Source organism: Pseudoalteromonas issachenkonii (assembly GCF_002310795.1).
Taxonomy (GTDB): Bacteria; Pseudomonadota; Gammaproteobacteria; order Enterobacterales; family Alteromonadaceae; genus Pseudoalteromonas; species Pseudoalteromonas tetraodonis.
In genome coordinates this window covers 800,978-826,325 of the sequence record NZ_CP011030.1, presented here as the reverse complement: position 1 = coordinate 826,325, position 25,348 = coordinate 800,978, and the positions used below count along the sequence as shown (strand labels likewise).

Here is a 25,348-nt window from a genome sequence, read left to right as displayed (position 1 = left end):
AAGGCAGCCTTTTTTATTTTACATCCAGATCATGAATCTAGTGTGTATATTAACCTACATTTTTACGCGCATTACGGAACATACGCATCCATGGGCTATCCTCTTTCCACTCATCTGGGTGCCAAGAGTTAGCAACAGTACGAAATACACGCTCTGGATGTGGCATCATTACAGTTGCACGGCCATCTGTTGATGTAATACCTGTGATACCTTCTGGCGAGCCGTTCGGGTTCGCTGGGTATTGCGTTGTAGGGTTGCCGTAGTTATCAACAAATTTAACCGCTACAGTACCACTTGCAAGCGCTGCTTTTGTTGCTGCGTCGTTTGCAAACTCTGCATGGCCTTCACCATGAGATACCGCAATTGGCATCCGCGAGCCCGCCATACCATTAAAGAATACCGATGGATTCTCTTGTATTTCAACTAAGCTAAAGCGTGCTTCAAAACGCTCTGACTTGTTCGTTACAAAGCGTGGCCAATGCTCAGTACCTGGGATCAACTCTTTTAATGTTGATAGCATTTGACAACCGTTACATACCCCTAAGCTAAAGGTATCTTCACGATGGAAAAAGCTTTGGAATTGATCGCGTGCCATGTCATTAAACAGTATTGACTTAGCCCAACCTTCACCCGCACCTAATACGTCACCGTAAGAGAAGCCACCACACGCCACTAAGCCTTTAAACTGTTCAAGCGTTAAACGACCTTCTAAAATATCGCTCATATGCACATCAACCGCTGCAAAGCCCGCACGGTTAAATGCAGCTGCCATTTCTAAATGAGAGTTTACACCTTGCTCACGTAAAATAGCCATTTGCGGTTTAGCACCAGTTGCAATATATGGAGCTGCAACATCTTCATTTAAATCAAAGTTAAGTTTTACATTTAAGCCAGGATCTTTTGCGTCATACTTAGCGTCAAACTCTTGCTTAGCGCAATCTGGGTTATCACGACGCGCTTGCATTTGATACGTAGTTTCGGCCCAAATAGTACGAAGTTCAGTACGAGTATGATTAAGTACTGTTTGCTCACCACGATTAAACACGATGTTATCGTCGTTATTTAGCGAGCCAATCACATGACTAATTGCGGCAACTCCATGCTGCTCAAATACCGCATTTACAGCCTCTAAATCGCTATTCGCTACTTGAATTACAGCACCTAGCTCTTCGTTATAAAGCGCTTCAATATCAGAGCCGGTCAAAGTCGCTAAATCAACGGTAACACCGGTGTGACCGGTAAACGCCATTTCAGCGATAGTGTTAAATAAACCACCGTCTGAACGGTCATGGTACGCAAGCAACTTGCTATCAGCGACTAGCGCTTGCATTGCGTTGTAAAAACCTTTTAGTAACTCTGGGCTATCTACATCAGGTGTTGTATCACCTAATTGCTTATAAACCTGAGCAAGGCTTGATGCGCCCAGTCGGTTTTTGCCCGCGCCTAAGTCAACTAAAATAAGCGATGTATCGCCTTTATCTGTTCGTAACTGTGGGGTCACTGTTTTACGTACGTCTTCAACACGACCAAACGCAGTAATAATAAGCGATAACGGTGATGTCACTGATTGCTCTGTAGCATCATCTTCGTTCTTCCATGTCGTTTTCATCGACATAGAATCTTTACCTACAGGAATTGTTAACCCAAGTGCCGGACATAACTCTTCACCCACCGCTTTCACCGCTTCGTATAAACCGGCATCTTCTCCTGGGTGTCCCGCTGCGGCCATCCAGTTTGCAGATAACTTAATATTTTCAAGAGAGCCAATGTTTGCACAGGCAATATTCGTTAACGATTCTGCCACTGCTAAACGCGCTGAAGCGCCATAGTTAAGTAGTGCTGCAGGCGTACGTTCACCCAGTGACATTGCTTCACCATGGTAAGTGTCATACGTTGCTGCGGTTACTGCACAGTTAGCTACTGGTACTTGCCATGGGCCTACCATTTGATCGCGTGCTACTAAACCTGTTACCGAACGATCGCCAATAGTAATGAGGAAGGTTTTTTCAGCAATGGTTGGTAAACGTAATAAACGTTCTGCAGCATCAGCAGCACTGATATTTTCAACGTCGAGTGCTTTACCTAACACTTGTTGTGATGTTACATCACGATGCATTTTAGGTGCTTTCCCTAATAAAACATCGAGCGGTAAATCAACAGGGTTATTTTCAAAGTGACTATCAGCAACCGTTAAATGAGGCTCTGCAGTTGCTTCACCAATAACCGCATATTGCGCTCTTTCACGCTTACAAATAGCTTCAAAACGATCAAAATCTTCAACAGCGACAGCGAGTACATAGCGCTCTTGCGATTCATTACACCAAATTTCGTGTGGTGCCATGCCCGGTTCATCATTTGGGATATTGCGAAGCTGAAATTTACCGCCACGTCCACCGTCACTAACAAGTTCAGGGAATGCGTTAGATAAACCACCTGCACCCACATCATGAATAAACGCAATTGGATTTGCATCACCTAGCTGCCAACATTTGTCGATGACTTCTTGGCAACGACGTTCCATTTCTGGGTTTTCACGCTGTACAGAGGCAAAATCTAAATCTTCATTTGATTGACCCGATGCCATACTTGATGCAGCGCCACCGCCTAAGCCAATGTTCATTGCAGGGCCGCCTAGTGCAATGAGTTTTGCACCAACTGGAATATCGCCTTTTTGAACATGATCAGCACGGATATTACCTAAACCACCGGCAAGCATAATTGGCTTGTGGTAACCACGCACCTCTTCACCATTGTGACTGGTCACTTTTTCTTCGTAAGTACGGAAATAACCTAATAAATTAGGACGGCCAAACTCGTTATTAAACGCAGCACCACCTAATGGGCCTTCAGTCATAATATCTAGAGCATTAACAATACGGCCAGGCTTACCAAAATCACTTTCCCAAGGCTGTTCAAAACCAGGAATACGTAAATTAGATACAGTAAAGCCCACTAAACCCGCTTTTGGTTTTGAACCACGACCAGTTGCGCCCTCATCGCGAATCTCACCGCCCGACCCTGTTGCCGCACCAGAGAAAGGAGCAATAGCCGTTGGGTGGTTATGGGTTTCAACCTTCATTAATATTTCAATGTCTTCTTGGTGATACGCATATTCACCTTGTGCATTCGGGAAGAAGCGACCCGCCTTTGAGCCTTTCATTACGGCTGCATTATCTTTATAAGCAGATAATACATTTTCAGGATTATGCTCAAAGGTGTTTTTAATCATTTTGAACAACGACTTTGGTTGTTCAATGCCATCAATAGTCCAATCAGCATTAAATATTTTATGACGACAATGCTCTGAGTTCGCTTGAGCAAACATAAACAGTTCAATATCGTTAGGGTTACGCCCTAACTTAATAAAGTTTTCAACTAAATAATCAATTTCATCATCAGCAAGCGCAAACCCTTGCTCTATATTTGCTGTGGCTAATGCTTCACGGCCGCCACCTAAAATATCAACTGATGACATTGGACGAGGTGCATCGCTGCGAAATAACTGCGCGGCATCTTCTAATTTACTGTGAGTAGCTTCAGTCATGCGGTCATGAAGAAGTGCTGCAACTTGTGCTAACTGTTCTGCACTTAAATCACCTTCAACATAGTAAGCAATACCTCGCTCTACGCGATGAACTTGTTTAAGCCCACAGTTATGAGCGATATCTGTCGCTTTTGAAGCCCATGGCGAGATTGTACCAGGACGAGGCGTCACTAATACCAACTGACCTGCTGGCGCATGCTCAGCAATTGTTGGGCCGTAGGTTAATAACTTTTCAAGTTTGGTGTGCTCATCAGTGTTTAATGGCGATGTTAAATCGGCAAAGTGAGCGTATTCGGCATATACATTGGTGACAGGAAGTTGCGATTGTTGGCAACGCGCTAAAATTTTATTAACTCTGAACTCTGAAAGTGCTGGTGCACCACGAAGGATCAACATAAGTAATTTCACCCGGGGTTAGGGATTGAACGATATTTTAGGCGCGTATTATAGTCCAAATTACTCTCAGATTTAACTCAAAAATGCGCTTTTCATTAAATTAACTTTTTCTTTTTGTTTACACCTATTTTTTACTCACTGCGATTAAACGATAAGTGACGTAATCAGTAAGTTTTGTTATAACAGGAGATACGATGCTAAAGAGGCGAATATGTTGAAGATAAAGCTAATAACAATCATTACGTTAGTCATACTTTTGTGTGCATGTAATACACAAGAGCAATCAACACAGCTTGCCCAAATCAAATCTGAAAACAAAATTCGTATTGGTACACTTGCCAGTGCAAGTAATTACTATCAAGCCGTTCAAGGGGAGCAAGGATTTGAATTTGAGCTCTCTCAAGCGTTTGCAGACTACTTAGGGGTAGAGCTTGAAATTGTACCCTTTTTTAATTTATCCGAAATGTTTGCGCGCTTGGACAGTGGTGACCTCGATTTAATTGCCTCAGGGCTTACCTACAATAAAGTACGTGCTGAGCGCTATCGCTATGGCCCTACATACAGAACAATTAGCCAAAAATTAGTCTTTAAACAAGGCCGTGAACGCCCTCGTGATTTTGATGATTTAACCGGAAACTTCACCGTTATCGCTAAAAGTAGCCATTCATTAACATTAGAAGAAATTCAACAAACCAACCCAAAGTTAAGCTGGAATGAAACCGAAGAGTTTGATGAAGAAGAATTACTGCAAGCAGTTATTGACGGCGAAATAGATTACACCTTAGCGGATTCACATACTTTAGCGCTATTTCGTCGCTATCACCCTAATTTAAGTATTGGCTTTTCAGTTACCCGAAATGATTCAATTGCATGGATACTAAGAAAGTCGAATGATGATTCCCTATACGCATTATTAGTCCCCTTTTTTGGTGAAGCAAAACAAAATAATCAACTTTATGTGCTCGAAGAAAAATATTTCGGTCATGTCCGCCAATTTAATTACGTTAATACCTTGGCCTATATAGACGCAATTAAAGAAACACTGCCTAAATATCAACCTTGGTTTATGCAATATGCAGGTAGCCTAGATTGGCGCTTACTGGCAGCATTAAGTTATCAAGAGTCGATGTGGAACCCGCGTGCTAAGTCACCAACCGGTGTGCGTGGTATTATGATGCTAACAAGACGCACAGCAAAACAAGTCGGTGTAACAAACCGCTTAGAACCAGAGCAAAATATACGCGGTGGTGCACAATACCTAGCAAAATTAATTAAACGCGTCCCGGATCGAATCCCTCAACCGGATCGTACTTGGCTTGCACTTGCCGCCTATAATGTAGGTTGGGGACACGTTAACGATGCCCGTATTATTACCGAGCAACAGGGAGCTAGCCCTGATAAATGGGCCGACGTTAAAAAGCGCTTACCATTGTTAGTAAAAAAACGTCACTATCGTAATACCCGTTATGGCTATGCTCGCGGTGATGTAGCAGTGACCTATGTTGATAATATACGCCGCTATTACGATGCGCTTGTTTGGCTTGATGAAAATAATGCAATGGCGCCGATTACCTCAACAAATGAAACAGAAGAGAAAATCGTTAAACCAGATGATTCAGAGCAACGTACAAGTAATGCCGCTGAAGAAAAAAAATAAATACGCAGCTTAGTAATTAACTGAACATCAGAAAATCAAATAGTTGTTTACTTGTAATCAATTATTCAATAATCTGGATTAATTGTATAAAATTTTGTTTCATAACCAAGCACATAAGGATAAGTCATGCTTAAACGTAGACGTACACATCAACTTAAACGTTGTATAAAGCACTCAACCGCCACTCGTCGTCGAGTGATGTTAAGAAATTTACATAAAAAAATAATTTGGCGCCGCCGCATGTTTGCTATGCAGCAAATGGCTGAATTAGACGCCTTAATAGCAGCAGCTGACTAATCGCTGTTACTATTACGAGCGGCTTGCTTTGCCGCCTTTATTTGTGCTCGGCGACGCTTAAAAAAACTAGAAATAGTCTCTGCACATTGTGTTTCTAATACCCCACCCGTTATTTCTACCTGATGGTTTAAACGAGGTTCTTGTAAAAGGTTCATAATTGAACCGGCAGAACCCGTTTTAGCATCGGCTGCACCAAATACTAAGCGTTTAATTCGGCTATGTACTAATAAACCTGCGCACATTGAGCATGGCTCTAACGTGACGTAAAGAGTACAGTCAATTAAGCGGTAATTATTAAGTACTTTTCCTGCTTCACGTACCGCTATCATCTCAGCATGAGCCGACGGGTCGTTATCAGTAATTGAACGATTATAGCCTGCGCTAATAAGCTGATTATCTTTAACAATTATAGCCCCTACCGGGATCTCATCTAGCTGCTCCGCTTGTTTTGCATACACAAGCGCTTGTTCCATCCAATATTGGTCGTCAAATGGCTCTGTCATTATTATTACTTAACTATTTTTTATGCCGTAATTATACCAACTTAGCGCAATAAAATGCGTCATTGATCACTTTATTGCAAAAATAAAACAAATTTAAGTGGTTTGTCATGGCTCATAAGGCAGGATTTACGCTATAATCTCACGCTTTTTTTATTTAGCTCACAACACGGGTAGCAAATGAAATTTCCTGGACGCCGCAGGCATAAACATTATTTTCCAGTGGAAGCCAAAGATCCACTGACCAATCAACTTAACGCCACTGAGCGATTACACCGCAGCTATATTACGGGGATCGATCAAATCGTTGTTGATATAGAAGCTAAGGTTGACCAAGCTTTTCTCGATGAATTTCAATTGCGCCGAGGGATGTCGCAAGTTATAGATAATGACATCACCAATGCTTTATACGATCGCTTAAAACTAAACGACATGGTCGATTACGAATTCGCAGGCGGAACCGTTGGCAACACGATGCACAACTATTCCGTACTTGCTGATGACCGTTCGGTGCTATTAGGTGTAATGAGTGAAAACATAAAAATAGGCAGTTATGCTTATCGCTTTTTATGTAATAACTCAAGTCGCGTAGACTTAGACTACTTACAGCCTGTAGATGGTCCTATAGGCCGCTGTTTCACATTGATTGATGAAACGGGTGAACGCACCTTTGCCATTAGTGCTGGCCTGATGAATTATCTAAAGCCTGAGTCAATTGATAAAGAGCTAATCGAAGGCTCATCGGCATTAGTGATTAGCGCTTATTTAATGCGTACTCAAGGCGATGAAACCATGACCGAAGCGACCATGCAAGCAATCAAGTATGCTAACGATGCAGATGTACCGGTTGTATTAACACTCGGTACTAAGTTTCTTATCGAGCAGGATCCGATATGGTGGGCTAACTTTGTAGAAAAGCATGTTGATATCCTTGCTATGAACGAAGAAGAAGGCCAAGCAATTACTGGATTTGAAGATCCATTACTAGCTGCCGACAAAGCATTAGACTGGGTTGATTTAGTAATTTGTACTGCCGGTGAAAAAGGCTTATTTATGGCCGGTTTTGTTGATGACAGTTTCAAACGCGAAACAGAGTATCCACTTTTGCCTGGTGCTATCCCTGATTTTAATCGTTATGAGTTTTCACGTGCAATGCGTAAAGTTGACTGTGAAAACCCAATAAAGGCATATAGTCATACTGCTCCGTTTATGGGCGGGCCTGACTCGATTAAAAATACCAACGGCGCTGGTGATTGTGCTTTAGCCGCTGTATTGCATGACTTATCAGCGAATGTTTATCATAAGTTGAACGTTGCTAATTCAGCAAAACATCAGCAACAAGCGATTACCTACTCTTCGCTCGCTCAAATTAGTAAATACGCCAACCGTGCAAGTTACGAAGTGCTGGTTCAGCATTCTCCACGCTTATCACGTGGCTTACCAGAGCGCGAAGATTGCTTAGAGCAAGTGTATTGGGATCAATAAAATCCCAATGCACTCAGCGTATTTAAAATATAGATATATCAAGCTTTTTAGATAGCAGCTCTAATGCTGCTATTCCTGCCACCGAGTTACCAAAAGAGTTTAATCCTGGGGAATACACTGCCACAGTAAACCTATTCGGTAATACCGCCAATATAGTCCCAGAAACCCCTGATTTTCCAGGCATCCCCACTCGATAACCAAAATCACCCGCCGCATCATATAAACCACTGGTAAATAACAACGAGTTTAGTTGCTTATTTTGACGGCTAGAAAGCACTCGTTTAGAAGAGCTGTAATCTATCCCTTTATTAGCTAAAAAGTTGTAAGCCTTAGCAAGTTCAATACAATTAAGTTCTATGGCACAAAAATTAAAGTATGACCACAGCACATCATCCACTTCATTTTCAAAGTTACCGAATGATTTCATTAAGTGTGCCATTGCCGCATTTCGATGCCTAAACTCATACTCTGAATTAGCCACTTGTTTATCTATTACGATACTTCGATTACCAGATAAATCGCGAAATGTTTCCAGCATAGAGTGCATGGGTGCTGATAAACGACTATATAAAGCATCACAAGTAACTATGGCACCCGCATTAATAAATGGGTTACGGGGTATGCCTTTTTCAAACTCAAGCTGTGTCAGTGAATTAAATGCTGTTCCAGAGGGCTCTTTACCCACTCTACTCCATAGTTCATCGCCATAACGTTGCAGCGCTAATGTAAGAGTCATTACTTTAGAAACAGATTGAATAGTAAAACGCTGTTCACAATCACCCGCGCAAAATATCTCCCCCTCAGTGGTGTAAATGGCAATAGAAAACTGCTCAAGATCAACTTCAGCAAGAGCAGGGATATAATCAGCAACCTTACCTTGGCTCAATAAAGGTTTAACCTCTTGAGTTATCTCATTTAGCACTCGTTGATAATCACTGGTTGGCAATAGACACCTCAATAATATGCAAAGTTAAAATCAAATTTTAACACGTAGGATCTATAACTGCATGAGAATGTTAAGTCTATAAGTTATTAGTAATCTGATAGGAAGCATATACATGATGAGATTGGCTGGCAGTCTCTTTTTTTAAGATATTGCGTAATTCATCTTCAAATTTAAAACAATAAAAAACCAGCATTTTGCTGTAACGTGGTTCTGTTATTTGGAGCCAGTGCGCTAATTTATAGCGACAATACAATAGAACATCCCACTATTTTGTTTAGATCCAAGCTGTTTTGTTTGATGTATAGGAATACGAATGCCATGGAGCACAAGATATGCAAGAGCGGCCACTACTAAGTTCCATATACAGTCTTGGCTTGATGTTTTTCTTTATCTAAGACAACAAAAAACCCGTTACATTGCTGTAACGGGTTTCTTTAATTGGATCCTGGTAATGTCATGGTGCCCACAGCGGTAGAAAGTCACATAGCAAATGCGACACTATCATTGTGTCGGGGCGGCCTTGTGCGGGGCTCGCCTTCGAGCTGTTTAGGAATACGAATGCCGTGGAGCACAGGGTGTACGAGAAAGGCCACCACTGAGTTCGGCATGGGCTCTTGGCTATTTATTAAATCCCAGACAGCAAAAAACCCGTCACATCGCTGTAACGGGTTTCTCTTATTTGGATCCTGGTAATGTCCTGGTGTCACCAGCAGTTGCTACAACATCATCAATGCTACACTATCACAGTGCTGGGGTGGGCTTGGGGGGGGGTGGGCTTCAAGCTGTTTAGGAATACAAATGACTCGGAGCACATGATGTACGAGAAAGGCCACCTTGAGTTCAGCATAAGCTCTTGGGATTTAGGAAATGTCCTACTTTCACATAGCAAATGCTACACTATCATCGGCGCTGTTTCGTTTCACTACTGAGTTCGGCATGGGGTCAGGTGGGTCCAAAACGCTATTGTCACCAAGCAAATTTGGTGTAAGTTCGATTTAATCAAGCTTACTAAAATTTGGAATTCTGATAATAAAGAGTATCGTAAATCTACTTTAGTTATATTAACTTCTGCGCTTAAACTATCACATAAAACGCGTTTGGCGTTGTATGGTTAAGCCTCACGGGTAATTAGTACAAGTTAGCTTAATGGCTCACACCACTTCCACATCTTGCCTATCAACGTTGTAGTCTTCAACGGCCCTTCAGAGACTTTAAAAGTCTAGTGAGAACTCATCTCGAGGCCTGCTTCGCGCTTAGATGCTTTCAGCGCTTATCAGTTCCGAACGTAGCTACCGGGCAATGCCATTGGCATGACAACCCGAACACCAGCGGTTCGTTCACTCCGGTCCTCTCGTACTAGGAGCAACCCCTCTCAATTCTCAAACGCCCACGGCAGATAGGGACCGAACTGTCTCACGACGTTCTAAACCCAGCTCGCGTACCACTTTAAATGGCGAACAGCCATACCCTTGGGACCGACTTCAGCCCCAGGATGTGATGAGCCGACATCGAGGTGCCAAACACCGCCGTCGATATGAACTCTTGGGCGGTATCAGCCTGTTATCCCCGGAGTACCTTTTATCCGTTGAGCGATGGCCCTTCCATTCAGAACCACCGGATCACTATGACCTACTTTCGTACCTGCTCGACGTGTCTGTCTCGCAGTTAAGCTGGCTTCTACCATTACACTAACCGTACGATGTCCGACCGTACTTAGCCAACCTTCGTGCTCCTCCGTTACTCTTTGGGAGGAGACCGCCCCAGTCAAACTACCCACCAGGCACTGTCCGTAACCCCGATTCAGGGGCCAACGTTAGAACATCAAAACTACAAGGGTGGTATTTCAAGGACGACTCCACAAAAACTAGCGTCTCTGCTTCTAAGTCTCCCACCTATCCTACACATGTAGGTTCAATGTTCAGTGCCAAGCTGTAGTAAAGGTTCACGGGGTCTTTCCGTCTAGCCGCGGGTACACAGCATCTTCACTGCGATTTCAATTTCACTGAGTCTCGGGTGGAGACAGCGTGGCCATGGTTACACCATTCGTGCAGGTCGGAACTTACCCGACAAGGAATTTCGCTACCTTAGGACCGTTATAGTTACGGCCGCCGTTTACCGGGGCTTCGATCAAGAGCTTCTCCGAAGATAACCCCATCAATTAACCTTCCGGCACCGGGCAGGTGTCACACCGTATACGTCATCTTGCGATTTTGCACAGTGCTGTGTTTTTAATAAACAGTCCCAGCCACCTGGTCACTGCGGCTCCAATCAGCTTAGGGAGCAAGTCCCATCACCAATCGGAGCGTACCTTCTCCCGAAGTTACGGTACGATTTTGCCTAGTTCCTTCACCCGAGTTCTCTCAAGCGCCTTAGTATTCTCTACCTGACCACCTGTGTCGGTTTGGGGTACGATTCGGTATAATCTGAAGCTTAGAGGCTTTTCCTGGAAGTATGGCATCAGCAACTTCATCACCGTGGTGACTCGTCTCGTGTCTCAGCCTAACAGCAACCCGGATTTACCTAAGTCACTAGCCTACACACTTTCACATGGACTACCATCGCCATGCTTGCTTAGCCTGCTCCGTCCCCCCATCGCAATTATACCAAGTACGGAAATATTAATCCGTTTCCCATCGACTACGCCTTTCGGCCTCGCCTTAGGGGTCGACTTACCCTACCCTGATTAACATGGGATAGGAACCCTTGGTCTTCCGGCGTGCGGGTTTTTCACCCGCATTATCGTTACTCATGTCAGCATTCGCACTTCTGATACGTCCAGCATACCTCCCGGTACACCTTCAACCGCTTACAGAACGCTCCCCTACCACTCAGAATAAATTCTGAATCCGCAGCTTCGGTGCATAGTTTAGCCCCGTTACATCTTCCGCGCAGACCGACTCGACCAGTGAGCTATTACGCTTTCTTTAAAGGATGGCTGCTTCTAAGCCAACCTCCTGGCTGTCTGGGCCTTTCCACATCGTTTCCCACTTAACTATGACTTTGGGACCTTAGCTGGCGGTCTGGGTTGTTTCCCTCTTCACGACGGACGTTAGCACCCGCCGTGTGTCTCCCGGATATTACTTTACGGTATTCGGAGTTTGCAAAGGGTTGGTAAGTCGGGATGACCCCCTAGCCTTAACAGTGCTCTACCCCCGTAAGTATTCGTCCGAGGCTCTACCTAAATAGATTTCGGGGAGAACCAGCTATCTCCCGGTTTGATTAGCCTTTCACTCCTAACCACAGGTCATCCCCTAACTTTTCAACGTTAGTGGGTTCGGTCCTCCAGTTGATGTTACTCAACCTTCAACCTGCCCATGGCTAGATCACCGGGTTTCGGGTCTATACCTTGCAACTATTCGCCCAGTTAAGACTCGGTTTCCCTACGGCTACCCTAATCGGTTAACCTCGCTACAAAATATAAGTCGCTGACCCATTATACAAAAGGTACGCAGTCACCCAACAAGTGGGCTCCTACTGCTTGTACGTACACGGTTTCAGGTTCTATTTCACTCCCCTCACAGGGGTTCTTTTCGCCTTTCCCTCACGGTACTGGTTCACTATCGGTCAGTTGGGAGTATTTAGCCTTAGATGATGGTCCACCTATATTCAGTCAAAGTTTCACGTGCTCCGACCTACTCGATTTCACTTAAAATGCGTTTTCATGTACGGGACTATCACCCTGTATCGTGGCACTTTCCAGAGCCTTCCATTAACACATAATAAGCTTAAGGGCTGTTCCGATTTCGCTCGCCGCTACTATCGGAATCTCGGTTGATTTCTTTTCCTACGGGTACTTAGATGTTTCAGTTCTCCGCGTTCGCCTCGTTAACCTATGTATTCAGTTAACGATACCTGCAAGCAGGTGGGTTTCCCCATTCGGAAATCCTAGTCTCAAGTGCTTTTTACTAGCTTGACTAGGCTTATCGCAAGTTAATACGTCCTTCATCGCCTCCAACTGCCAAGGCATCCACCGTGTACGCTTAGTCACTTAACCATACAACCCAAACGGGTCTTTGTTTTGTGACAGTTTAACTTCGCCAGAAGTTAATATTGAATACTAAAGTAGATACCAATCAACAAACATTAAACGTTTATTAAATGGCACTGAATGATACTGCTATCATTCTTTTTTACTTTTGAAAACTCTGTACAAATACAATGTATTCATACGAATTTTATTATCAGCTTTTCCAAATTTTTAAAGAGCATATTAATTAGTAAACTCAAAGAGCAAACTAACTAACAATCATCTGTGTGGACACTACGAACAAATAAGTTCTAAATCGTATAAGGAGGTGATCCAGCCCCAGGTTCCCCTAGGGCTACCTTGTTACGACTTCACCCCAGTCATGAATCACTCCGTGGTAAACGTCCTCCCGAGGGTTAGACTATCTACTTCTGGAGCAACCCACTCCCATGGTGTGACGGGCGGTGTGTACAAGGCCCGGGAACGTATTCACCGCGTCATTCTGATACGCGATTACTAGCGATTCCGACTTCATGGAGTCGAGTTGCAGACTCCAATCCGGACTACGACGCACTTTAAGTGATTCGCTTACTCTCGCGAGTTCGCAGCACTCTGTATGCGCCATTGTAGCACGTGTGTAGCCCTACACGTAAGGGCCATGATGACTTGACGTCGTCCCCACCTTCCTCCGGTTTATCACCGGCAGTCTCCTTAGAGTTCTCAGCATTACCTGCTAGCAACTAAGGATAGGGGTTGCGCTCGTTGCGGGACTTAACCCAACATCTCACAACACGAGCTGACGACAGCCATGCAGCACCTGTATCAGAGCTCCCGAAGGCACCAAACCATCTCTGGTAAGTTCTCTGTATGTCAAGTGTAGGTAAGGTTCTTCGCGTTGCATCGAATTAAACCACATGCTCCACCGCTTGTGCGGGCCCCCGTCAATTCATTTGAGTTTTAACCTTGCGGCCGTACTCCCCAGGCGGTCTACTTAATGCGTTAGCTTTGAAAAACAGAACCGAGGTTCCGAGCTTCTAGTAGACATCGTTTACGGCGTGGACTACCAGGGTATCTAATCCTGTTTGCTCCCCACGCTTTCGTACATGAGCGTCAGTGTTGACCCAGGTGGCTGCCTTCGCCATCGGTATTCCTTCAGATCTCTACGCATTTCACCGCTACACCTGAAATTCTACCACCCTCTATCACACTCTAGTTTGCCAGTTCGAAATGCAGTTCCCAGGTTGAGCCCGGGGCTTTCACATCTCGCTTAACAAACCGCCTGCGTACGCTTTACGCCCAGTAATTCCGATTAACGCTCGCACCCTCCGTATTACCGCGGCTGCTGGCACGGAGTTAGCCGGTGCTTCTTCTGTCAGTAACGTCACAGCTAGCAGGTATTAACTACTAACCTTTCCTCCTGACTGAAAGTGCTTTACAACCCGAAGGCCTTCTTCACACACGCGGCATGGCTGCATCAGGCTTGCGCCCATTGTGCAATATTCCCCACTGCTGCCTCCCGTAGGAGTCTGGGCCGTGTCTCAGTCCCAGTGTGGCTGATCATCCTCTCAAACCAGCTAGGGATCGTCGCCTTGGTGAGCCATTACCTCACCAACTAGCTAATCCCACTTGGGCCAATCTAAAGGCGAGAGCCGAAGCCCCCTTTGGTCCGTAGACATTATGCGGTATTAGCAGTCGTTTCCAACTGTTGTCCCCCACCTCAAGGCATGTTCCCAAGCATTACTCACCCGTCCGCCGCTCGTCATCTTCTAGCAAGCTAGAAATGTTACCGCTCGACTTGCATGTGTTAGGCCTGCCGCCAGCGTTCAATCTGAGCCATGATCAAACTCTTCAATTAAAAAGTTTTTTGTCTTTCGACAGCTCAATGAATTCTGAATTTATTTAATATCTTTCGATATTGAATTGACTGTGCTGAATAATTACCGAAGTAACTATTCTGTTGGTCACTCAGTTTCAATTGAGACTCTAAATTTGTTTGCCTCACTACCTAAGTAGCTTGGCTGTTAGAACTCAATCTGTACGAGTGCCCACACAGATGATTGCTTTATATTGTTAAAGAACGTTGCGACGTTGTCGCTAGGGATGCGTATAATACATCCTTTATTTTTCGAGTCAACACTTAATTTTAAACTTTCTTGCGATGATTTAAACTTAAGTTTTGCTCAACTCACTGAGTAGCTCGCGCCTCGCTAAGCGTTGGCGTTCCCCGTCTCAGTGGGGTCGCATTATAGGGCGAATCGATTTTAACGCAAGCGTTTTTAAAGGCTTTTTTGCATTTAATTGTTACCCCAAAGATACCCCACCTAGACACACACGTTACCCACAAAACCCTGTGGATAACCCTGCATTTATCCTCTTTTTAAATGTAGAAAACAAAAAAGCATCTTTAGTTAGATGCTTTTATAAAGGTTCTAATTAGCCGTTAATATAAAATACTATAGAGCTTGCGGCGATATTTAGCGGCTAATGCATCGCCGTCAGGTAAAGAGGCGATTATTGCTAAGAAGTTTGGTTTGGCTTCATCATAGTTAAGATCCTTTTTAAGGATAGTAAAGAGTGCTTCTAATGCCTCTTCTTTCCTTCCCGCTTCATTTAAAAGGTTACTTAGCTGCATTTGCAAATCAAGTTCATTTGGATGTTTAGCCACTTTTTCTTGAAGTTCTTTTATCTGCGGTGAATCGGTTGCCTCTAATGCGGCCTCACATTTTGCCTTAATATTATTAAAGTATGCATTTTGCTCTTTTACATCTATTGTTTCTATTAACGCAGCGGCTTCATCGAGTTTGTGGATTTGTATACATATATCTGCCAGTACTAATTTAATCCTCGCATTTCGACTATCAAGTTCATACGCTTGTTTGGCATAAGTAAACGCGGCATTTAAGTCGCTATTAATCAGTGCTTGCTTAGCCTGCTCTAATAATAAGTCTTGTTGAGCTGGTAAATGTTTAGATAATGCATCACGAACTTGGCTTTCTGTTTGAGCACCCGCTAATACATCAACTGGAGCTGAGTCTTTTAATAACACTAAAGTAGGCAAGGTTTGCAATCCAACTTGTTGGGCAAGTTGAGAAGCAAGTGCTTGCTCGGCATCGCAGTCTAAGTTTGCGACTAGTATATAGTTGCTATATTCAGCAGCTAACTTATCTAAAATAGCTGCTTGGCTAATACACTCTGGGCTTTGTGGAGAAAAAAAGTTAAGTAGTACTAACTTTTGTTGTGATGTTTCACCCAAGACTTGCTGAAGGTTTTGTGCGTTAAGACTAACTATATTACTCATTGAATTATTGCCATGTTCATCTATTTAGGTTTTTATATGGTGATGAAGATAATAATTACAAGTCATCTGTTTAAATCATTTAAATACAATAGAAGGTAGTGAGGAAAATATGAAATTAGCGTATGTAAGTGCGTTGTGTTTATTGGTTAGCCCATTATTGAATGCGCAAGCACTTAAGTTGGATCTTGATACCAGCATGCCGGCAATAGAAAAACTTTACTTAGACCTACATCAATCACCTGAATTGTCATATAAGGAAAAGCAAACAGGTAAAAAAATCGCTGAACGACTTCAGAAATTAGGGTTTGACGTAACCGATAATGTAGGTGGCTATGGTGTAGTCGGAATTTACAAAAATGGTCAAGGCCCTACCGTCATGATCAGAACTGATACTGATGGCCTGCCTATAACAGAGCAAACAGGCAAAACTTACGCATCAACTATTACCACAATTAATGATCAAGGTAGTGAAGTTGGCGTTATGCATGGCTGTGGTCATGATATTCATATGAGCTCTTTTATTGGTACTGCTGAGCAATTAATTACGCATAAAAATAAGTGGCAAGGTACTTTAATGATGGTTGCTCAACCCGCTGAAGAAGTAGGCGGTGGTGCAAAAGCAATGCTCAAGGAAGGATTATTTAACAAATACGCTAAACCAGATCATATTATTGCTTTGCATGTAAGCGCTAGCGTTGCTGCCGGTAAAGTGGCAATGAAAAATGAATACACTATGGCCAGTGTTGATTCTGTTGATATTAGTATAAAAGGCAAAGGTGGCCATGGTGCTTACCCGCATACAACTATCGACCCTGTGATCATCGCAGCTCGAACAATACTTGCACTACAAACAATTACTAGTCGAGAGCTTTCTCCACTTGAACCTTCAGTGATAACGGTGGGTTCCATTCATGGTGGCTCTAAACACAATGTTATTTCTGATGAAGTTAAGTTACAACTTACGCTACGCAGCTACAATCCAGATGTACGTAACGCACAAATAGCGGCAATTAAACGTATTACTGCAGGTATAGCACAAAGTGCAGGCCTCGAGGAATCTCTCTACCCTGTAGTGAAAGTTCATGAAGATGAATCAATTCCATCAACTTACAATAACCCAGTACAAACTAACCTTGTTCGAAACGCTATAAAAAGTGCGATAGGTGATGAAAACGTGCTCGAAACAGAAGCGGTAATGGCCGGTGAAGACTTTGGATTATACGGGCGCACCGACGAAAATATTCCTATCACCTTATTTTGGCTAGGTGGCGTTAACCAACAGCAGTACGCCAAGGCAATAAAAAATAACGAAACACTGCCCTCGTTACATTCAAGTAAATTTGCGCCTGATTATAAAGTAGCACTGCCTACAGGAATAAAGGCAATGAGTAACGCCGCTGTGGCACTATTCAATCAGTAACCTCCAACGCTATATGTAAGCCCTGCGATTAATTTACCGCAGGGCTTTTTTTATAACTCGACTTTTTATATGGCGCTTTTTTTGTACGTTTGGCAAAGCGCTTTTTAGGTGACGTTTTAGGTAACAGTGCAAATGCCTGACTATTGCAGTTCGCCGCTTGGCTTACAAAATTAGTTAAATCGGCTAATAAAGGTTGTATAAACTGCTGATAACTCATTGCTTGCTGTGCAATATCACCTAAACTCGACTCCCATTTTGCAGTTAAGTCGGGGCTTGATAATCCCTCTGGTAATACACTAATTAATGCAAGACCTGTTTCAGTTGCTTTAATTGCTTTTCCCTCACGTTTTAAAAAGCGACGTTTAAATAACAGCTCAATAATGCCTGCACGCGTTGCTTCTGTACCGAGGCCATCTGTTTCTTTTAATATTTTTTTGATTTGCAGGTCTTTTACATAACGGCTAATTCCCGTCATAGCAGCAAGTAAGGTTGCATCGGTAAAATGAGCCGGAGGAGATGTATGCTTTTGCACCACTTCACCTTTAGTACAAGTAAGTGCCATGCCTTTTTCTAAATAAGGTAATGTAGCTTCTTCTTTAAGTTCCGACTTACCCATGAGCAATTTAAAACCTAAGCTTACATCTTGCTTTGCACTTGCTTTAAATAAACCACCAGCTATGGTTACCTCTACTTTGCTTTCGTTGTAAATGTAGTCGGGATAAAACTGAATTAAATAGTGTCGACTTATTAACTGATAAATTTTTGCTTCATCATTGGCTAAACTCACACTTTTTAACTGTTTAGCTGTCGGCACAATGGCGTGATGAGCGGCCACTTTTGCATCATTAAAACATTTACTACGTTGTTTTGCATTTGCCTCATTTACCAGCTCTACTGACTGCCCACCATTTACGGCTATCGCTTTTAAAATAGCAGGTGCATCTTGGTGATGCTCTCTCGGTAAGTAACGGTTATCTGAGCGTGGGTAGGTAATTAATTTATGACGTTCATATAAAACTTGGCAAATATCGAGTACTTTTTGTGCTGGCATCCCAAAAGCTTTAGCAGCATCTATTTGTAAAGCAGATAAGTTATAAGGAAGAGGCGCGGTTTGTTTTTTTTGCTTTTGCTCAAGCGCTGTTACATTTGCGGGCTGATTAGCAATGCGTGAAGTCACATTTTCGGCTAAGGCTTTATTAAGTACTCTGCCCTCTTCATCTTGATATGGTTCGCACGCTTTACTCGGTATCCACTTAGCAGTAAATGATTGCTGCTCAGGTGTAACAAGATGAGCAAGTACTTCATAAAATGGTTTGGATACAAAATTTGCGATTTCATTATCACGATTTACAACTAAACCTAAAATAGGTGTTTGTACTCGCCCAACCGACAACACATTACCAAAGCCCGCTTTTTGCCCAGCTAGCGTATAAGCTCGCGTTAAATTCATACCAAACAACCAATCAGCACGAGACCGTGCTAAAGCAGATACACTCAAAGGGATAAAATCACGGTTAGCCCGCATAGAGTTGAGTGATTTTTTTACCGCAGTTAAGTTTAAATCACTAATCAATAAGCGTTGAATACTTTGCTTTTTAGTTTGACTAATTTTTGCTTGCTCGATTACTTCATCAACCAGTAGCTGACCCTCACGATCAGGATCGCCAGCATGCACGAGTGTTGTAGCCTGCTTAATTAATTTTTTTAAAATGGTAAGCTGCTTACGGGTTTTTGTTTTAGCTTTTAATTGCCAGTGTTCAGGCACAATAGGTAAATGCTCAAATTGCCATTTTTTAAAACGCTCATCATAGTCATCGGGTTCTGCTTGCTCGAGCAAATGACCTATGCACCAAGACACACAATCACCATTCGCCACTTCAATATAACCATCATGCTTTTTATGAGGTTTTGGAAGCGCATCTGCAATAGCACGCCCTAATGAAGGTTTTTCAGCAATATAAAGTTTCATAATCAAGCTCTAACACTGTTCATATAAACAGTAGTTTAGCATATCAGTTTAAAACTGGGGATATTTTTATAGTTTCTAACTTAAAGCTTTATTTCGCTTATTAACAAAAAGATATAAAAGAGGCAGGTAGCAGACAACAACAGTGGCAATATTTATTAAAGGCATAAATGTTTGATACATCACAGTGCTATAAGATAAATCCCAAAGGTGTCGGTCAACTAAGCGAAATAATTGAAGAATGGGTGCACCAATAACAATAAGCTGCCCAAGTACACATTGCCACAAATGCACTTTATCTTTAAGACCCCAATAAGCAATAAGTGCCATCCAAGTAATATCTGTTAATGCCCATACAAGGTAACGGTATATATAAATACCATCATCAAACGCCATTAAACTTGAGTAGGTCACAGTGCCAAATAAGAAAAAAGCGGCAGTAATAACAACGAACCTAAGAGCTAAATAATCTTTGAGGATAAAGAATATAAAAATAGCCGGACTCAAAATAAGAACCCAGCTTTTGCTTAATATACTTACAAAATACAAAAACCATTCAGGCAAACTAAATAACCTTACTTAGCTTTTGTATCTTCATCAGTTCCATCGCCGTTACCAGGCATACTACAATACTTAGTCAACATATTCGCCCCATTACATTTGTTAAGAATGTTGCATTCTATGCTAAAAAAGGTACATAGCCAAGTCATTCTATCTTACATCAATTGGCGCTGACTCTTTTGCCTTGCCTTGTAAAATTGATATTTCTACACGGCGGTTACGTCTGCGATCTTCGCGGGAATCATTAGGTACTAAGGGCCTGGTTTCTGCACGCCCTACCACCATCATTCTGGTTTTATCAAAACCTGGAACTTTTTGTAATTCACTCGCTACCGCAACTGCGCGTTTAGATGATAAATCCCAGTTATTAATGTAAAGCTCGTTGGATACCTGAAAGTCATCCGTATGACCAGACACCGTAATTTCACCGGGTACATCTTTAAGTAATCGGCCAATATCTTGAATGATAGGTTTAAATTGTGGTTGTAAAAATGCACTCCCCGATGGAAACGAGCCATTTTCTCTAATACGAATTATGATTTGCTGCCCTAAAGATTCAAGCTCAATAGCCCCATCAATAATTTGCTTTTCAAGCTGTTGCGCAATTTTTTTAACTAAGTCATTTATTTGCTCTTGATCAGCAGCAGACACTGCCGTAGCTGCAGCAACTTCCTCTGAGGTACTGCTTGATTCACCACCTCGCTTTTCACCACGTTGCTCTTGACGTCCACCTGCGGAGCTTTCATCTCCCGCCTGAAACTCAAGCATTTGTTGGGTCATTTCAACCGTTTGTTGCTGAATGGTTTCTATAGGAGTTGGCTCAGGTTTACCCGGCGTAAACTCCATAGCAATAACAGATGTCCCTTTTGGAATGTCTTTTACTTCTATTTTATTTTGTACACCAAAAGCAAACTTCATTGAGCCTGCAATTTGTTTAAATTTAAGTACATCCATTTCAGAAAATGCGAGTAAAAGTACGAAAAAGCACATTAATAATGACATTAAATCGGCAAACGTTCCCATCCACGCAGGAAGTCCTGGAGGTGGGCATTTGCACTCTTCATCTGACATAATTATTCCTCAGTATTGACTGCGCGTTTTGATTCAGCTAGATAATTTTTCAAGATCCCTTCAATTACTTTAGGATTTTGCCCGTCTTGAATACCTAATACTGCATCTAAAATTAAGCGCTGATTCATGGCCTCTTCGTCTTTACGCAGTTCTAGTTTTACCTGAATAGGAATGGCTACAACGTTTGCTAAAAACGCACCGTATAATGTGGTTAACAACGCAACCGCCATTGCCGGTCCGATAGCTTTGGGGTCATCCATGTTCGAGAGCATAGCCACTAAGCCTATCAACGTACCGATCATCCCCATTGCAGGTGCAATATCACCTAATGATTTAAATAAGGTTGCCCCCATTTCATGGCGAGTGGTGGTTAACGAAATATCTTTTTGTAATGTTGCTCGTACCACATCAGCATCATGCCCATCTACTAGCATATCAACGCCTTTGCGCATAAAAGGATTTGGGATTTCGGCTTCTTCTAAGGCTAAAAATCCGCCTTTTCGAGCAGAGTCAGCTAATTCTACCGCTTTTTCGATTAATGCTTCAGGAGGCTCAATTTTAAACATAAACGCTTTTGCACATACTTTACCAATGCCAAGAAATTGCGACATGGTAAAATTAGATAAAACGATAAAAAGGGAACCACCGAATACAATAACCACAGAAGGGGTATTGTAAAACATAGCGACTTCACCGCTACTACTCATAAACATGGACATGACAATTAAGCCAATTGCGCCAAGGATCCCAATAATGGTTGCTAAATCCACATTCCCTCCAAAGGTTTTATATTTTTTCTTCGCAAGCGTTGTTATTAATTGTTTATCGGCAAGATACTGAAATACTTAAGTGATTTTTATGATAAACGGTAAAATTAAGATTAGTTATATTTTAGATCAACATAGGTAATCAATCTAATTAATCAAAATTAATAATTTTAAAAAATAACGTTGAAACGCAATAAAACCCAATCAACAGCATTTATCTATCAAAAAACAATATCATTCTTTGACCTAGTTTAGCATTCCCCCTAAAATTGGCGTCTAAATTTATTATGTAAGTTGAAAATAAAGATGGCGACTAAAAAACCTGAAAATTTAAGTTTCGAACAAGCACTAGAAGAGTTAACAACAATTGTCAGTGAAATGGAACAAGGTGATTTATCGCTTGAACAGTCTTTAAAGCAATTTGAGCGAGGTATTGCACTTGCGAGCGCATCTTCAGGCAAACTTCAACAAGCTGAGCAAAAGGTGTCGATATTAATGGGTAATGACGAAAAAGCACCGCTTACTCAGTTTGATAACGATATGGAATAATCGTGAGCATAAAAGAACAAATAAAACTCGCTCAAGATGATGTAGCTAATACGCTCAACCTTTATTTTGAACAACCTCTTGAAAGCGACAATACTATAAAAGAAGCCACACATTACAGTGTAATGAATGGTGGTAAAAGACTGCGCCCGTTTTTAGTGTACACCACAGGTAAAATACTCGGTGCTGACAAGCGTGATTTAGATGTACTTGCCGCAGCCATTGAATGTATTCATAGTTATTCATTAGTGCATGACGACTTACCTGCTATGGATGATGATGATTTACGCCGTGGTCGCCCTACATGTCATATTGTATACGGTGAAGCACAAGCGATTTTAGCTGGAGATGCACTGCAAACTTTAGCATTTGAACTTATTGCTAAGCACACATTTAAATGTTCGACTGAAGCACAATTAAAAATGATCGCAGCACTAGCGCATGCATCGGGGTTACAAGGTATGGTTGCCGGACAAGGCCGCGATATTGCAGCAACCGATAAGGTTATTACTGTTGATGAGTTAGAACGCATTCATAAACTTAAAACCGGTGCGCTAATAAATTGTGCGATTACTCTTGGCGCACTGTGCGCCCCTAATACAAGCCAACAAACTTTAGATAACTTATCAACTTTTGGATACGCTATAGGGCTTGCATTTCAAGTTCATGACGATATTTTAGATGTTGAGGGCGATACGCTTACTTTAGGCAAGCCACAAGGGTCAGATATTGCAGCGAATAAAGCGACATACCCCGCTTTATTAGGTATGCTAGGCGCTAAGCAAAAAGCACAAAATTTAATACAACAAGCCCATGAGGCATTAGCTAACATTGACGCAGACACAACAGATTTAGCGGCATTGGCTAACTATTTAATTGAACGTGACCATTAAATACAGCTAAAACGTATTAACTCTTAGTATAAAATTATTACTGAATATTAAGTCGCCTTTTAAACCTCGTTTGTTTTGAGGAGGGTTAATATTAGCGAAGGATATATAAAAAACCATGACACTTGATAGCAGCAAGTATCCATTACTTGATTTGGTGAACGAACCAGCCCACTTGCGAGACTTAGCACAAGATAAGCTTCCTGCATTTAGCCATGAATTGCGTGACTATTTACTCAATTCGGTATCGCAAAGTAGCGGCCATTTAGCGTCTGGTTTAGGAACCGTAGAACTTACCGTTGCACTACATTATGTATACAACACACCCGATGACCGCTTGGTCTGGGATGTGGGTCATCAAGCTTATCCGCATAAAATACTGACTGGCCGTCGTGATCAAATGCATACCATTCGCCAAAAAGACGGATTGCATCCTTTCCCTTTTAGAGATGAAAGTGAATACGACACCTTTAGTGTTGGCCATTCAAGTACCTCAATTTCTGCGGCGTTAGGTATGTCTATTGCTGCACAAAAAGAAGGCAAAGGGCGTAAAACAGTCGCGGTAATAGGCGATGGCGCAATTACTGCTGGTATGGCCTTTGAAGCAATGAACCACCTTGGCGATGTTAAATCAGACATGCTGATCATTTTGAACGATAACGAAATGTCGATATCTGAAAATGTCGGTGCGTTAACCAATCATTTTGCGCGTATTTTATCAGGTAGCTTTTATACCAACATCCGCGAAGGCAGTAAAAAGCTGCTCTCTGGTGTACCGCCGGTAAAAGAGCTTGCCAGCCGTATGGAAGAACACATTAAAGGGATGATGATCCCGGGTACTTTTTTTGAAGAATTAGGTCTAAATTACATTGGCCCAATTGATGGACATGATGTGAATATGTTGGTTGATACGCTGCGCAATATGCGTAACTTAAAAGGCCCACAGCTTTTACATATAAAAACCCAGAAAGGCAAAGGTTACAAGCCTGCCGAAGCCGATCCGATTGGTTATCATGGCGTACCAAAATTTGATCCTGCAACATCAAGCTTACCAAAATCTAAGCCAGGTGCGGCGACTTTCTCAAATGTGTTTGGTGATTGGCTTTGTGACATGGCCGAGCAAGACAGTAAGCTCATGGCAATCACGCCAGCTATGCGTGAAGGTTCAGGCATGGTACGTTTTTCTAAAGAGTATCCAGAACAATACTTTGACGTAGCAATAGCAGAACAACACGCTGTTACTCTTGCTGCAGGTTTTGCTTGTGAGGGCTTAAAGCCCGTTGTGGCTATCTATTCTAGCTTTTTACAACGCGCGTACGATCAACTAATTCACGACGTTGCACTGCAAAACCTACCGGTATTATTTGCTATAGACCGCGCCGGTATTGTTGGAGCCGATGGTGAAACCCATCAAGGCGCCTACGACTTAAGCTTTATGCGCTGTATACCTAATATGGTCATTATGGCCCCAAGTGATACTAACGAATGCCGTCATATGCTTTATACAGGCTATCAAGCTAATTGTCCTGTTGCTGTTCGTTACCCGCGTGGTAGTGCAGGCTCAGCAGACATTCAAAGCACTATGCAACAACTTGAAATGGGTAAAGCGAATGTAATTAAAAAAGGTACTAAAGTGGCTATATTGTCATTTGGTACCTTGCTTGAAAACGCACAACTTGCCACTGATGAGCTCAATGCCACTCTAGTAAACATGCGATTTATTAAGCCACTTGATACGGCATTAATTAATGAGCTGATTAATGATCACGATATTATTGTAACCCTTGAAGATAACGCGATTGCGGGCGGTGCAGGCTCTGCAGTTAATGAATATTTAGCGAGCATTAAAGCCTATGTAAAAGTGCTTAACTTAGGTATTCCTGATGAATTCATTAAACATGGCACACAACAGCAAGTGCACGATGAAATGGGGTTAGGTGAACATGGTATTTTAACTTCAATTAAATCATTTATGAGCTAACACTTATCGTGTTTAATAAAAAAGGAGCCATTGGCTCCTTTTTTATTGCTCACTTA

General features: G+C 42.3%; 15 protein-coding genes and 3 rRNA genes. 7 read left to right on the top strand and 11 right to left on the bottom strand.

The window, feature by feature from the left end; all coding sequences use genetic code 11:
• Window positions 1–49 precede the first annotated feature (49 nt).
• Entirely contained in the window at window positions 50–3,940 is a 3,891-nt protein-coding gene (gene purL / locus PISS_RS03770; protein WP_058155463.1) for a phosphoribosylformylglycinamidine synthase, read from the bottom strand.
• 211 nt (window positions 3,941–4,151) lie between these two features.
• Here purL and mltF point away from each other — a divergent pair, with 211 nt between their 5' ends.
• Together mltF and PISS_RS18880 are read left to right on the top strand one after the other, a co-directional pair.
• Window positions 4,152–5,597, top strand: a complete 1,446-nt coding sequence (gene mltF / locus PISS_RS03765; RefSeq protein WP_058154263.1) for a membrane-bound lytic murein transglycosylase MltF — start codon at window positions 4,152–4,154, stop codon at window positions 5,595–5,597.
• A gap of 126 nt (window positions 5,598–5,723) precedes the next feature.
• Window positions 5,724–5,894: a hypothetical protein gene (locus PISS_RS18880; protein WP_008468235.1), complete on the top strand. Its 171-nt coding sequence runs from the start codon at window positions 5,724–5,726 to the stop codon at window positions 5,892–5,894.
• Here PISS_RS18880 and tadA read toward each other — a convergent pair.
• Window positions 5,891–6,397, bottom strand: a complete 507-nt coding sequence (gene tadA, locus PISS_RS03760) for a tRNA adenosine(34) deaminase TadA (RefSeq protein ID WP_013464271.1) — start codon at window positions 6,395–6,397, stop codon at window positions 5,891–5,893. The two genes, PISS_RS18880 and tadA, sit on opposite strands and share 4 nt — an antisense overlap.
• A 177-nt stretch (window positions 6,398–6,574) precedes the next feature.
• On the opposite strand from tadA, the gene PISS_RS03755 reads away from it, so the two are divergent.
• Window positions 6,575–7,879, top strand: a complete 1,305-nt coding sequence (locus PISS_RS03755; RefSeq protein ID WP_058154262.1) for an inosine/guanosine kinase — start codon at window positions 6,575–6,577, stop codon at window positions 7,877–7,879.
• 22 nt (window positions 7,880–7,901) lie between these two features.
• Here PISS_RS03755 and glsB read toward each other — a convergent pair whose 3' ends face one another.
• From glsB to PISS_RS03725, 5 genes are all read right to left on the bottom strand, one after another.
• Window positions 7,902–8,825, bottom strand: a complete 924-nt coding sequence (glsB, locus tag PISS_RS03750) for a glutaminase B (RefSeq protein WP_028835530.1) — start codon at window positions 8,823–8,825, stop codon at window positions 7,902–7,904.
• An 859-nt stretch (window positions 8,826–9,684) separates the two neighbouring features.
• Window positions 9,685–9,799: ribosomal RNA gene (gene rrf / locus PISS_RS03745) — 5S ribosomal RNA — on the bottom strand.
• 133 nt (window positions 9,800–9,932) lie between these two features.
• A 23S ribosomal RNA gene (locus PISS_RS03740) occupies window positions 9,933–12,819 on the bottom strand.
• Window positions 12,820–13,113: 294 nt separating this feature from the next.
• Window positions 13,114–14,647 (bottom strand): 16S ribosomal RNA (locus PISS_RS03735).
• The 16S, 23S and 5S rRNA genes sit together here, the layout of an rRNA operon.
• A 585-nt stretch (window positions 14,648–15,232) precedes the next feature.
• Window positions 15,233–16,090, bottom strand: a complete 858-nt coding sequence (locus PISS_RS03725; RefSeq protein ID WP_058154261.1) for a tetratricopeptide repeat protein — start codon at window positions 16,088–16,090, stop codon at window positions 15,233–15,235.
• 109 nt (window positions 16,091–16,199) lie between these two features.
• Here PISS_RS03725 and PISS_RS03720 point away from each other — a divergent pair, with 109 nt between their 5' ends.
• Entirely contained in the window at window positions 16,200–17,510 is a 1,311-nt protein-coding gene (locus tag PISS_RS03720) for a M20 metallopeptidase family protein (protein ID WP_058154260.1), read from the top strand.
• 28 nt (window positions 17,511–17,538) lie between these two features.
• On the opposite strand, the gene PISS_RS03715 is transcribed toward PISS_RS03720, so the two are convergent.
• From PISS_RS03715 to pomA, 4 genes are all read right to left on the bottom strand, one after another.
• A complete protein-coding gene (locus PISS_RS03715) occupies window positions 17,539–19,479 on the bottom strand; it encodes a DNA topoisomerase III (RefSeq protein WP_058154259.1) in 1,941 nt (646 codons plus the stop codon).
• Window positions 19,480–19,554: 75 nt separating this feature from the next.
• Window positions 19,555–20,040 carry a hypothetical protein gene (locus tag PISS_RS03710; protein WP_013464238.1) on the bottom strand — a complete coding sequence of 162 codons (486 nt, stop codon included), beginning with the start codon at window positions 20,038–20,040 and terminating at the stop codon, window positions 19,555–19,557.
• A gap of 147 nt (window positions 20,041–20,187) precedes the next feature.
• Window positions 20,188–21,108, bottom strand: coding sequence for a flagellar motor protein MotB (locus PISS_RS03705; RefSeq protein WP_028834921.1), 921 nt, complete (start codon window positions 21,106–21,108; stop codon window positions 20,188–20,190).
• A gap of 2 nt (window positions 21,109–21,110) precedes the next feature.
• Window positions 21,111–21,878 (bottom strand): flagellar motor protein PomA, encoded by a 768-nt coding sequence (gene pomA / locus PISS_RS03700; protein WP_016900636.1) that lies wholly within the window; start codon window positions 21,876–21,878, stop codon window positions 21,111–21,113.
• Window positions 21,879–22,181: 303 nt separating this feature from the next.
• Between pomA and xseB the strand changes: the two genes are divergently transcribed.
• From xseB to dxs, 3 genes are all read left to right on the top strand, one after another.
• Window positions 22,182–22,424 carry an exodeoxyribonuclease VII small subunit gene (gene xseB / locus PISS_RS03695; protein WP_008110204.1) on the top strand — a complete coding sequence of 81 codons (243 nt, stop codon included), beginning with the start codon at window positions 22,182–22,184 and terminating at the stop codon, window positions 22,422–22,424.
• 2 nt (window positions 22,425–22,426) lie between these two features.
• On the top strand, window positions 22,427–23,314 hold the full coding sequence (ispA, locus tag PISS_RS03690) for a (2E,6E)-farnesyl diphosphate synthase (RefSeq protein WP_013464235.1): 888 nt from the start codon (window positions 22,427–22,429) through the stop codon (window positions 23,312–23,314).
• A 115-nt stretch (window positions 23,315–23,429) separates the two neighbouring features.
• On the top strand, window positions 23,430–25,292 hold the full coding sequence (gene dxs / locus PISS_RS03685; protein WP_058154258.1) for a 1-deoxy-D-xylulose-5-phosphate synthase: 1,863 nt from the start codon (window positions 23,430–23,432) through the stop codon (window positions 25,290–25,292).
• Window positions 25,293–25,348 lie beyond the last annotated feature (56 nt).